At 64.1% G+C, this 11,593-nt stretch carries 11 protein-coding genes and 1 pseudogene; all 12 read left to right on the forward strand.

Going from position 1 to position 11,593, the window contains the following annotated elements; translation table 11 throughout:
- Positions 1-95: 95 nt before the first annotated feature.
- A pseudogene (locus tag F3H87_RS16185) lies at positions 96-311 on the forward strand (zincin-like metallopeptidase domain-containing protein); the annotation flags it as partial.
- Between the two features lie 73 nt (positions 312-384).
- Positions 385-774, forward strand: a complete 390-nt coding sequence (locus tag F3H87_RS16190; protein ID WP_100931398.1) for a DUF3768 domain-containing protein — start codon at positions 385-387, stop codon at positions 772-774.
- 147 nt (positions 775-921) lie between these two features.
- Complete coding sequence (locus F3H87_RS16195; RefSeq protein ID WP_100931399.1) at positions 922-2,898, forward strand: ParB/RepB/Spo0J family partition protein; 1,977 nt, start codon at positions 922-924, stop codon at positions 2,896-2,898.
- Positions 2,899-2,968: 70 nt separating this feature from the next.
- Complete coding sequence (locus tag F3H87_RS16200) at positions 2,969-3,562, forward strand: regulator (RefSeq protein WP_100931400.1); 594 nt, start codon at positions 2,969-2,971, stop codon at positions 3,560-3,562.
- Positions 3,563-3,661: 99 nt separating this feature from the next.
- Entirely contained in the window at positions 3,662-4,318 is a 657-nt protein-coding gene (locus tag F3H87_RS16205; protein WP_100931401.1) for a DUF6927 domain-containing protein, read from the forward strand.
- Between the two features lie 112 nt (positions 4,319-4,430).
- Positions 4,431-8,690 carry a strawberry notch-like NTP hydrolase domain-containing protein gene (locus tag F3H87_RS16210; RefSeq protein WP_149788991.1) on the forward strand — a complete coding sequence of 1,420 codons (4,260 nt, stop codon included), beginning with the start codon at positions 4,431-4,433 and terminating at the stop codon, positions 8,688-8,690.
- 124 nt (positions 8,691-8,814) lie between these two features.
- Positions 8,815-9,201, forward strand: a complete 387-nt coding sequence (locus tag F3H87_RS16215) for a DUF6878 family protein (RefSeq protein ID WP_071974368.1) — start codon at positions 8,815-8,817, stop codon at positions 9,199-9,201.
- Position 9,202: 1 nt separating this feature from the next.
- Positions 9,203-9,640 (forward strand): DUF6915 family protein, encoded by a 438-nt coding sequence (locus F3H87_RS16220; protein ID WP_071974367.1) that lies wholly within the window; start codon positions 9,203-9,205, stop codon positions 9,638-9,640.
- Positions 9,641-9,642: 2 nt separating this feature from the next.
- The gene (locus F3H87_RS16225; protein ID WP_071974366.1) at positions 9,643-9,921 is read left to right on the forward strand and encodes a DUF5983 family protein; all 279 of its coding nucleotides are present in this window, start codon (positions 9,643-9,645) and stop codon (positions 9,919-9,921) included.
- An 81-nt stretch (positions 9,922-10,002) separates the two neighbouring features.
- Complete coding sequence (locus F3H87_RS16230; RefSeq protein WP_071974438.1) at positions 10,003-10,281, forward strand: hypothetical protein; 279 nt, start codon at positions 10,003-10,005, stop codon at positions 10,279-10,281.
- 116 nt (positions 10,282-10,397) lie between these two features.
- Entirely contained in the window at positions 10,398-11,126 is a 729-nt protein-coding gene (locus tag F3H87_RS16235) for a DUF736 family protein (RefSeq protein ID WP_071974365.1), read from the forward strand.
- A gap of 217 nt (positions 11,127-11,343) precedes the next feature.
- On the forward strand, positions 11,344-11,574 hold the full coding sequence (locus F3H87_RS16240) for a hypothetical protein (RefSeq protein WP_027264463.1): 231 nt from the start codon (positions 11,344-11,346) through the stop codon (positions 11,572-11,574).
- Positions 11,575-11,593: the final 19 nt, after the last annotated feature.

Genomic DNA, 11,593 nt, shown 5'->3' on the forward strand with positions numbered 1-11,593 from the left:
CATGCGCAGCAGCCCCATGCAGAGGAGGTAGCGGCATGACCAAAACCGTTCTCATTGCCGGAAAATTTCAGAATGGGGCTGGACTGTCAGGATATGTCGCGGAGCTGACGTCCTGTTTCCTCGGCCAACAGCTCGGCTTCACGGCGCATACGCTCGAGATGAACGCGGCCTACCTCTACAACTGGCTCCGGGTCTTGCGCTCGGATACCAATGCGATCTTCAAGCATGCGGCGGACGCGCAGCGCGCCTGCGACTATCTGATCGCCCGGTCGAAGGCGGGCAGGGTGGAGGATGCCGATCGGGCCGCGTGAGGGAATGTCTCTGAGCAAAGGGAAAGAAGGCTTCGGGTCAGGTGGTTTCAACCCATCCGGAAAGGACAGACCCATGAGCAATCCTGAACCCGCCGAGATCTCCCCGCCCGACGCCGCCACCATCGCCGCACAGAACGACGCCTTCCGCAGGCTTGCCTGTCTCGGCATCGCGCCGGATCAACCGATCCAAGGGCGCATGCATGTCACCCGTTCGCTCATGGAGGCCGGAGACGGTTTCATGGCGGAGGCGGTGAAAGCCACGGGGGCGTTCGAGACCTTCGAGCCTGAGAACGATCCCGAGGGCTGGCACGATTTCGGGGCGGTCACGATCCGCGGTGAGACCGTGTTCTGGAAAATCGACATGTTCGAGGCCGACTCTGACTTCCGATACGGTGCCGAGACCCCCGACAACCCCAAGACCACCATGCGCGTGCTGACCGTCATGATGGCGCGCGACTGGTAAGGGCGGGCCAAGCCTGCCGAGCAGTGAAAGGCCCGCTGACCCCATGAAAGGGAATGCGGGCCTTTTGTCCTGTTGGTTCCCGGATCCGGGGATCGGTGAGGCCGCCCGGGACGTCCGGGTGGCGCAGAACCCATAGAAGGACATCTCATGACACAAGCGTTCAAACCCGTTTCCGTCGCCATCGGCGATCTCGTCACCCATCCCGCGAACGTGCGGACCAACTCCCCCGAAACCTATGCCCCCGAGAACATCGCGCATCTGAAGGCCAGCATCGCTGTGCTGGGGCTCCTGCAGCCGCTGCTCGTCCAGAAGATCGATGGCAAGTTCGGCGTTCTCGCCGGCGGCCGGCGGCACGCGGCGCTCCTCGAGCTCGTCGCGGACAAGACCGCCAAGGGGTTCACCAACCGTACCAAGATCGACTGCCGCCTGGTCCCGGACGATTGCGATGTGACCACCGCGCTGTCGCTGGCCGAGAACATCACCCAGGCGCCCATGAACGCCATCGACGAGTTCGAGGCCTTCGCGCGGATGATGGAGGTCGACGGCCAGACGCCCGAGACCATCGCCAGGACTTTTGGCACGACCGTGGCCGCCGTGAAAGGCCGGCTGCGCTACGGGCTCATCCATCCCGACATCCGCGCCGCGGCCCGCGCCAAATCGATTACGCTCGACACGATGAAGGCCTTCGCCGATCACCCGAGCCAGGAGGTGCAACGCGAGGTCTTCGAGGCGCTCACCAAAGAGGACAACTATGTCCAGGCCTATACCGTCCGGAATGCGCTGAAGTCGCGCGGCGTACAGGTCAGCGACGATATCGGTGCCTTCGTGCGGAAAGACTACGAGGCGCGGGGTGGTGCCATCGCGGCCGATCTCCTGGACGAGCATTCCGTGCTGGAGGATTCCGCGCTGGTCGAGACGATCCTGCTGGAAAAACTCGCCGCTGCCGCCGAAGAGGCGCGGGCAGAGATCGGCTTTGCCTGGGCCGATGCGGTGATCCAGTACGACTATGCCGCCATGGCAGACTATGGCCGGGTCTATCCGGGTCCGGTCGAACCCGACGAGAAGGGCCAGAAGCGCTTGGACGCGATCACCGCCGAGCTTGAGAAACTCGAGCGCGAGATGGAGAACGAGGAGCTCGAGGACGAGGCGTACAATGAACTCTACGAACGCGTGGACGCGCTGGAGGCCGAGGCGCGGGACCTACAGGAGGCCTATAGCGCTGAGGATCTTGCGCGCTCCGGCGTGATCGCCTCCTGGTCGCATGGCAAGATCTCCCTGCATGTCGGGATGGTGCGCCCTGAAGACAAGGCGGAGAGCTCCGGCAAGGCTGCTTCCACCGCGTCGGGCGAGAAAGGCACGGCGGATAGTGATGAGATCACCTATCCCGCCTCGCTGACCGAGGATCTGAAGACCGAACGCGCGATGGCGCTCGGCGCGGCCATGGCGATGCATCCGGAGGCCACACTCGACCTCACACTCTTCAAGCTCGTCACCGACGTTTTGGACCACGGCATGGGCGTCACCCAGGCGATCAAGGTCGATGCGCGCCAGGAATATCGCAGTCACGCGAAGATGGACGAGATCGACGGCACCTCGCTCGAACAGGTGGCCGAGGCTCATGACGCGCTCGACCTCTCCTGGGCCAATGACGCGAAATCTCCCGCCGACCAGTTCGCGCTCTTCCGGGCGCTCGATGCGCGCGAGAAGGCGAAACTCGTGGCCTATGCCACGGCGGCGACCACGCAATCCTGTTTCGCACGGGACCGGCAGCGCGACAGCCTGATGCATGATTTCGAGATCGAGGTCATGCCGGACATCCGGGCGCACTGGACGCCGAACGCGGCGCTTTTCAACCGCTTCAAGAAGGCCTGGCTTCTGAAGATTCTCGGTGAGGAGTTGGGGCTCGCACAGGAGGCGGTGACATTGGCCTCTTCGACCAAGAAGCAAGTCGTCGAATTCTGCGACAAGCTTTTCGCCGAGCCCTTCGCAACGCTGACAGATGCGCAGCGGGCGGCGGTCGCCGCCTGGTGCCCGCCGATGATGCAGACGGCGGGTGTCGAGCCGGTTGATGCCAGCGAGGCCGAGGCGCCCGAAGACGAAACCGGGGTCGCTGAAGCGGCTTGATCGAGCAGGCGACCCGCGCCGAAACTTAGGCGCGGGTCGCACCCCTCCCTCCTACCTACAGGTAAATCCCATGTCCCTTCTCAGCTTCACCGCGGCGAGCGTCGCGGCGCAGATCGCGCATGCGCGCGGCTGTTCCACCTTCCTGCCCAACTGGAACGGGCCGGTCGGCAAACCCGCCCTGATCCTGATCGTCGGAAATGGCGTCCATCTGCGCTCAAACGGGATCGACGGCACGACGACGCGGATCGTCACCACTGAACGCGCCGATCCCTCCTACGCCTTCGCCGAGGGCATCAACCCTTTCCGCGATCCGGACTGGATGGCGGCCCGGCAGGCGGCGTTTCGCGATCTGACCGGCCAGTTCTACACTGACATTCTCGATGACGTGCAGATGCTCATCGACCGCGGTCATGACATCATCCGGCTGGCCACTGACGGCCACACGATCCGCGTCTTCCTGCGCCGCGCCGCCGACTATCTGATCGGCGGCATCTATGATGTCCCCTCCGGTCTCGGCGGGACGTTCCGGGTGATCCTGAAGGACGCCAGTGACACCCACGCCATTGTGCAGAACAGTGGCAATTGCGAGGACTTCGACGAGATGCTGCCTTACCGGGTGCCGCTCGATGCGCTCTTCGAGATCGATGATCAGAGGGCGGCGTAACGCGCCCTTTCTCACAATCGCGTCGCCAATACCCTACCGCGCTTCGCGCTCTCGGGACATTGGCGACCAACAATTCCCTTCAAGAGAAAGGACTCTGAAATGGGCTGGCTTTTCTACACCGACCGTCGCGTCAAAACCTACGCGGACGAGAAGGCAGAAATCGCCCGGCTTTGCACGTTCGAAACGGATACGCGCAAGACAGTGCTGCTCAAGGCCTGCAAGGTCGGGTCGACCTGGTATGCCGCTGCAAAAATCACCAATATCAATGACTCGCCAGTGGAAGACGCGACCTACGCCACCGACGACGACGGATCGATCACCTTCGGCGCTGTGTTCCTGACGCGCTACGACGACGGCTGCTGGGGCTACAAGGACATGGAGGAGGGTGCCGGGCCGGTGGAGTCGCGAGCGTCTCTTAGCCTCCTTGCCCTACTGTCTGAGCTGAAGGATCCCGACAGCTATGCCCATGCCTGGCGTCAGCGCTGCCGGGATTGGGCGGCGATCCTGGACTACGAAGAGGGCGACAGAATCAAGCTCGCTGCGCCGGTCACGCTGAGCGATGGCAGCACCTGCCAGATCGTGACCGCCACCCATTACCGGCGCGGAGGGCAAAAGCGTCGCTGCTACCGCATCGAGGAGACAGGCGGCCTCGTGCGTCTGTCGAAAGCCTTGCTCGCCGGGTCCGAGCTCCTCGGCTCGGCGAAGAGTGAGGCGAGTCCGGTTCTGGCCGAGTTTTTCGCCGGGAACGATTCCTGACCGCCGGCAACATCGCTATCTGTTCAGCCTTGAGCCGCCTCCGCGCGTTTGAAAGCGCTGAGGCGGCTTTCTGTCCTGTCGGACCCACAACCTGACTCAAAGGACAGACGATATGGACAACCGAAGCCCGGCACTCGCACGCGATTTCCCATCGAAACCACAGCTTCTGCAGGCCATTCGCCTGATCGGCAGCGAGATTGAGAAGCAACCGCTCAAGAGCTCATCGCTCGCTCGGATCATGCGCGAGAGTTTCGGCGGTAGCGATGCCGGCGGCGCGTGGTCGTGGCGCATGGCCTATGACCTGATGCAGGCCGCCACGGTGACGGCGATCATGCGGGACAGCGGTTCGGACGCGCTCGCGACGGCCAGATTGCTCGCCTCACGGCTCCTGACGGAGACCCGGCGCTCCGAGCAACAGATTCGCCTGCAACAGTTCTCTACGCCGCTGCCCTTTGCGGCACTGGTAATACGCGCAGCCGCCATTCGCCCCGCTGAGACCTTTCTGGAACCCTCGGCCGGCACCGGCGCGCTGGCTGGTTTTGCAGTTTGCGCGGGTGGCAAACCGATGCTGAACGAGATCGATCCCGTCCGTCGGGCGCTTCTCGAGGCGGTGTTCGGGGGCGAGGTGTCCGGCTTTGACGCCGAACATATTGATGATCTCCTGACGGTGCCCGAGCTTCCCGGTGTCATCGTGATGAATCCGCCCTTCGCCTCATCGGTCGATCGGTCGCGCGACAAGCACATTGCGGCGAAACATCTGATCGGCGCTGCCAAACGGCTGGCACCCGGCGGACGTCTCGCGGCGATCATGCCGATGGGATTTTCGCCAAAACGAGACGCGGCCCATTGGGCACGGGCCTCGGCCATCGCAAAGCCCCGTCTCGCGCTCACTATTCCGGGCCACGTTTACCGCAAACTCGGCACCACCGTCGAAACCCAGCTCATGGTCTTCGACAAGGTGCAGGAGGAGATCGAGATCGTCCGTGCCATGGTCGACGATCTGGACGCGGCGCGCCAAATCATCGATGATATCGCCGCAACCCGCACTGCCACTCCCTCGATCCAAACCGGTGCGCAGTTTCGGACTGGGTCGCGCCGGGTCGGTGTCCCTGTTGCACGTCAGCGCCCAATCGCCCAAGCGGCGTCTGCCAAACCCAAATCGCATGCCGCCATCCCGCTGGCCTTCACCTGCCTCGACACCCCCCGCGAGAACACGCCCGTCTCCGACATCTATGCCCGCTATCGTCCGCAGCGGATCGAGATTGAGGGTGCCCGGGAACATCCGACCCCCCTGGTCGAGAGTATAGCCATGGCCTCGGTTGCCCCTCCGGCACCCAACGGCGAAGCCGCCGCTGATCTGCGCCTGCCCGGCCGTCTGATCGAGGAGGGCCATCTCTCCGAGGCCCAGCTCGAGACCATCCTCATGGCGAACGATGCCCACGCGCGCGACCTGCCGGGGCGGTTTACCATTGACCAGGACCAGACCCGGATGACCCGCGCCGACGATGATCCGGAAGCGTGTGCCTACCGCCTCGGCTATTTCCTTGGCGACGGTACCGGCTGCGGCAAGGGCCGGGAATGCGCCGGTCTCATCCTGGTGAACTGGCTCGCAGGTCGTCGCAAGGCGGTCTGGATTTCGAAGTCCACCACGCTCATCGAGGACGCGATCCGCGACTGGACCGATCTCGGCGGCTCGCCCGCCGACATCCAGCCGCTCTCCAAATGGAAGCCAGATCAACCCATTCCGATGGGCGACGGCATCCTTTTCGTGACCTATGCGACGCTGCGGTCGGCGGGCAAATGCGGGAGGACCCGGCTCAGCCAAGTTCTCGACTGGATGGGCGACGGGTTCGACGGCGTGCTGGCCTTCGACGAGGCCCATGCCATGCAGAACGCCGCCGGGTCCGACGAGGGCAGGGGGGTCAAACCCTCCCAGCAGGGCCTCGCCGGGCTGCGTCTGCAGCTCGCGGCTCCCCGGGCCCGGGTCTTCTATGTCTCGGCGACGGGAGCCACCAGCGTGCAGAACCTGGCCTATGCCTCCCGCCTCGGGCTCTGGGGCCAGGGGCCCGAATATCCCTTCCCGAGCCGCGAAAGCTTCGTCTCGGCGATGGAAGCCGGGGGCGTTGCTGCGATGGAAGTCGTGGCGCGCGACCTGAAGACGCTCGGGTTCTACACCGCGCGGGTGCTCAGCTTCGACGGTGTTGAGTACGACGTGCTCGAACATGCGCTCACACCCGCCCAGATCGAGATCTACGATGCCTATGCCGGGGCTTTCCGGACCATCCACCACAACCTCGAAGCGGCGCTGACCGCGACAGGCGTCAATGATGCCTCCGGTCAGACGAACGCCTCTGCCGCGAAAGCCTCGGCGAAGTCGCGCTTCGAGAGCACCAAGCAGCGCTTCTTCAATCACCTCCTGATGGGCATGAAAGCCCCGACCGTCATCCGCGCCATCGAAGAGGATGTTGCGGACGGCTATGCTTGCGTCATCCAGGTGGTCTCGACTGGCGAGAGCCTGTTGAAACGACGCCTCGAGGCGATGGATCCCGAAGACGAGCTGGTGGAAGGTGCGCTCACGCCCCGCGACTATGTGCTGTCCTATCTTGAACAGGCTTTCCCGATCCACGCCCAGAAGCTCGTGGAGATCGACGGAAACATGGTGGCCGAGCCGCTGCGGGATGCGAACGGTGCCCTGGTCGTCTCCCGCGAGGCCGAGGCCTTGCGCGATGCGGCGATGATGGAGCTGATGGCGCTTGCGCCTATTCCCGCCGCGCTCGACCAGATCCTTTGGGCCTTCGGCGATGAGGCCGTGGCCGAAGTAACCGGGCGCTCCATTCGATCCCTGAAATCCAGCGACGGGGCCCTGTTTATCGAAAAGCGCAGCGCCAACAGCAATTCCTCGGAAACCCGCGCCTTCATGGATGGCGAGAAGGACATCCTCATCTTCTCCGATGCGGGCGGGACGGGCCGGTCCTATCATGCCGCAAAGACGGCGAAGAACCAGAAGCGGCGGCGCCACTATCTGCTGGAGCCCGGCTGGCGGGCCGATGCGGCAATCCAGGGGCTAGGACGCACGCATCGTTCGGCTCAAGTGTCAGCACCCTTCTTCCGGGTCTGCACCTCGGATGTGCATGGCGAGAAGCGCTTCACCTCCACCATCGCCCGGCGGCTCGATCAGCTGGGGGCGCTCACCAAGGGCCAGCGCGAGACCGGCTCGCAGGGCATGTTCCGCGAGGAGGACAATCTCGAGAGCCCGATCGCAAGGGGTGCGCTGCGCGGCTATTACGCCGACCTGGCCGCCGGGCGTGCCGGGGCCATGAGCTATGAGAAGTTCTGCGATTGGACCGCCTTGCGGCTGATCGACCAGGACGGCGTGCTGCTCGAAGAGCTTCCACCAATCCAACGCTTCCTGAACCGGGTGCTGGCGCTGCCCATCCACATGCAGAACGCGCTCTTCGCCGAGTTCATGAGCCGGATCGCCGATCAGACCGAGCGGGCGCGGGCGGCTGGCACGCTCGATCTCGGCGTCGAGACACTGCGTGGCGAGCGGATAGAGCAGGTCTCGACCGAAGACCTCTGGACCTGTCCGCGCTCCAGAGCAGTGACGCGCATAATCGGACTTGAGGTGACGGACCCCGTCCATATCCTCTCCGCAGAAGAGGTGCTGGATCGGAACCCCGACAGGTTGCCGATGATCAACCGCGCGTCGGGTCGCGCGGCGTTCATCTCAGCCCGTCCGATGCAGATGTACGACGAGGAGATTGTCACGCTCATGCGCAAGGTGACCCGGCCGAGCGGGTCCACCTATGTCGAGGAAGGGAAGTTCCAGGCTTCCGCCTGGGAAGAGATCGAGCCGTCCGAGTTCCGCCGCCTCTGGGACGAGGAGGCCGATAGCCTGCCGAAGGTGACCACGACGAAGCTCTATCTGCTGACCGGGCTGCTACTGCCGATCTGGAAGGACATCCCCTCGGGCAACGAACGCATCTACCGGGTCACGCCCGAGGGGCAGGGGAGCATGATCGGCCGCACAGTCAGCGAGGACGGTGCGGCCGCGCTCAGAGCCCGTTTTATGGTCGGCACCCCGAAAACCCCGCAGGAGATGCTAACGGCGGCGCTCGGGTCCACCGCGCCGGTCGATCTGGGCCGGGGCCTCACGCTCACCCGCCGCCGGGTCGCGGGCGCGGCCCGCCTCGAGATCGACGGGGCCGACCGGGGCACGATCGACGGGCTGAAGGCCATGGGGTGTTTCACGGAGATCATCGCCTTCCAGCTCCGGGTCTTCGTGCCCCACGGGGAGGGTGTTGATACCGCCGCGATCCTGGCCCGGATCGTGGGGGAAGGGTCTCCAACGGCGGCAGATCGCGCCGCCTGAAAGGAAAAGTGGGCTTTGGGTCGGGGGAACGAGGAGGGGGTCTAGCCCGTCCGCGTTCCGGCGCCGTGGCCGGTCTCCGACCGCCTCGGCGCATCCCTAAATCCCAGACACAAGGACGAGACCCATGACCGATCCCCAGATCGACTTCGCCGAGACGATGGCGAAATGGCAGGCCGAGCGCGAAGCCGCGAACAAGGCTGCCAGGGGCGAACTGCTCCCGCAGTTGCGTGCCCTCGGCGTTACCGAGGTGGCCGCCGAATACGAAGGCTACGGCGATTCCGGCAATGTCGAAGACGTGACGGTGCAGCCCGCGGGCATCGAACTCCCCGACGACCTCCGCACGAAAGTCGAGGATTTCGCCTGGTCCGTCGCCTATCACCAGCATCCGGGCTTCGAGAACAACGAGGGCGGCTATGGCACGCTGACCTGGGATGTCACCGCCGACAGCATCACGCTGGATCACGCCGACCGATATGTCGAATGCTCCCACAGCTTTGACGAGGGGCTCTGATATGGCCCATCCCCTGCATCATGCCGAAAGCTCCGCCCGGAAGTACGGCGGCAAGCCTTCGGACTACCAGGCGCTGCACGAGTTTTTTGATGTCTCCAAGGAGCACCTCGCGCTCTTCGTCCACCGAGCCTACAGGCACAACACGCTCGGCATCTTCGAATTGGAGCGCCAGTTCGGCAGAACGCTGACCAACAGTGCGGGCCGGGTCATTCCGACCCGCTGGATCGGCGAGCAGCATGTCCGCGAGGATTGCCAGGGCCGCATCCCGTCGCTCGCCGACTGGCTTATCCGCATCCGGCCCGAGCCATGGATGGCCAATGGCCGGATCGACTTTGATCCTCCAGATATCGTCGGCGATCCGCGGGTCGCCTGGATGGCAGAGGTGGCAGCGGGCAGGACGATCCTCGGTCTCAAGGACTGGATGGAAGGGAGGGGCTGATCATGCGCAATGTCCGCAGGTTCTACGATTGCAGCACCGCACATTTGCCCGAGGAGACCGCTCAGGCCATCGAAGACGGGCTCTTCGCCAAATCGCCAACCATGCTCAGCGAATATGGCTGGCTGTTCTCCGTCCCGGAAACGCTCGCCGACTTACCGGAAGGCGTCAACTGTGACGCCTTCAAGAGGGTCATGGCGTTGGCGATGGATGCAGGCTGCGACTGCGTCCTCTTCGATCGGGACGTCCCGCCGGTCCCCTATCTCGAGGCCTTTGACTGGTAGATCAATCGCAGTTGCACTGAGGCCCGATCCGCGGATCGGGCCTCTCTTGTTTCTGCCGCCAACACTGAAATGGAGATCCAGATGAACATTGCGGAGATCAAGGCCGCCGTGGGTGCCGGCAAATCCGTCCACTGGGCGAACGAGGGCTACCGGGTTCACCGGGATGGTCTCGGCCAATACCTCATCACCTTTGTGCCAAACGGCAGCACCATCGGTCTGACCGACCGGAGCGGCCGACGGCTGAACGGAGCCGAGGCCGATTTCTTCATATCTGAGCCGATGCACTGTGCAGCGGCAGAGCAGGGGAGGGACGCGCACGTGGCGACGTGGGACACCTCGTCCAGCGCCGGGCCGGGCTGACGGTCAGGAGAGAAAGGAAAGAGGGCTTTCGGTTTTGCGATCCCATGAGGGGTCGAAAAGCAATCCCGCGTGCTCTGGCAAAAAGCCGGGCAGCGGCAAACCCAAGGAGAAGACCCATGTTCGCAGGAACCCTGACGAAAAACGCCGAGACCGCAGCCACCGCCTATTCCGGCATAATCCATTCGACCCGGTTCGATGTTGCCATCCAACTCGAAACCCGGACGAAGATGTCCGAGCGGAGCCCGGACTATGACGTGACCGCGGTGAACAAATCCGGCCGCAAGGTGCGCATCGGCACGGCCTGGAACGAGACCGGCAATACCACCGGCAATCCCTACATCTCGATGCAGATCGATGTCGGCCTCGGGCCGTTTCGGGTCAACGCCGTGCAGACGAAGGAAGCGCGCGAAGCGATGACCGGTGAATTCGAGATCATCCCGCTGGTGTCGAACGGTGCCATGAAGTCCGGCTCGATCTCGGGCGAGTTGACCGCAATGGATGCCGACAACGCCTTCGCCGGTTACATCGCCAACATGATGTTCGACCTCGATTTCATCCTCGTCGAGAACGCGTTCAAGACCGAGGAGACCCATCCCGACTACCGCATCGAGGTCAGCTCGCCCAAGGGCCACCCGATCCGCGTGGGCTCGGCCTGGATGGCGAAGAGCAACCGGACCGGCAACGACTACGTCTCGCTCCTCATCAACACGCCCGATGGCGATCTGCGGGTGAACGCTGTTCAGAACGAGGAGCAGCGGGGCGGCCAGACCTTCTCGATCATTCCCTTCGTCGAGAGCGCCGGCCAGGAGCGGTCTGACAACACCGGCCTCGCTTTGGTGGGCTGACGCGCGACGACTTCCACCGAACGGGCGTCCCGGGCAACCTGGGCGCCTTTCACCCGTGCAGGCCTGATCCTCCTCCGAAACCAGGCCTGACGGGGCGGTGCCGGTCCTGTCTCCGACCGGCCCGCGCCTCCTGTCCCCGAAAGGCAGGTCCCGTGAGGGGAGCCGCGGCAGCGCGGCTCCCCTCTTCTCGTTTCACCCCATCAGAAGGACGACAGCCATGTTCAATCTCTCCCATCCCAAACTGGTCACGCTCGCTGAGACCGAAGGTTACGCCGAGGTCGCGGACTTCCTGGAGGACTATGCGCTCGACAGCATCGTGCCCGCGATCTGCATGGCGCCCAATTGCGATCACACCGCTGATCTCGAACCGGATCAGCGCGCCGGCTTCTGCGAGGCCTGCGGTCGTCCCACCATGAAATCCGGCCTCGTCATCGCTGGCTTGATTTGAGCGGCAAGGATGAGGGGCT

Origin of the sequence: Lutimaribacter pacificus (assembly GCF_900142185.1) — a bacterium.
Classification (GTDB): domain Bacteria; phylum Pseudomonadota; class Alphaproteobacteria; order Rhodobacterales; family Rhodobacteraceae; genus Lutimaribacter; species Lutimaribacter pacificus.

Excerpts from the sequence above, each read along its gene's own strand:
- F3H87_RS16190 (WP_100931398.1), top strand. The coding sequence starts at position 385 with ATGAGCAATCCTGAACCCGCCGAGATCTCCCCGCCCGACGCCGCCACC.
- F3H87_RS16195 (WP_100931399.1), top strand. The coding sequence starts at position 922 with ATGACACAAGCGTTCAAACCCGTTTCCGTCGCCATCGGCGATCTCGTC.
- F3H87_RS16200 (WP_100931400.1), top strand. The coding sequence starts at position 2,969 with ATGTCCCTTCTCAGCTTCACCGCGGCGAGCGTCGCGGCGCAGATCGCG.
- F3H87_RS16205 (WP_100931401.1), top strand. The coding sequence starts at position 3,662 with ATGGGCTGGCTTTTCTACACCGACCGTCGCGTCAAAACCTACGCGGAC.
- F3H87_RS16210 (WP_149788991.1), top strand. The coding sequence starts at position 4,431 with ATGGACAACCGAAGCCCGGCACTCGCACGCGATTTCCCATCGAAACCA.
- F3H87_RS16215 (WP_071974368.1), top strand. The coding sequence starts at position 8,815 with ATGACCGATCCCCAGATCGACTTCGCCGAGACGATGGCGAAATGGCAG.
- F3H87_RS16220 (WP_071974367.1), top strand. The coding sequence starts at position 9,203 with ATGGCCCATCCCCTGCATCATGCCGAAAGCTCCGCCCGGAAGTACGGC.
- F3H87_RS16225 (WP_071974366.1), top strand. The coding sequence starts at position 9,643 with ATGCGCAATGTCCGCAGGTTCTACGATTGCAGCACCGCACATTTGCCC.
- F3H87_RS16230 (WP_071974438.1), top strand. The coding sequence starts at position 10,003 with ATGAACATTGCGGAGATCAAGGCCGCCGTGGGTGCCGGCAAATCCGTC.
- F3H87_RS16235 (WP_071974365.1), top strand. The coding sequence starts at position 10,398 with ATGTTCGCAGGAACCCTGACGAAAAACGCCGAGACCGCAGCCACCGCC.
- F3H87_RS16240 (WP_027264463.1), top strand. The coding sequence starts at position 11,344 with ATGTTCAATCTCTCCCATCCCAAACTGGTCACGCTCGCTGAGACCGAA.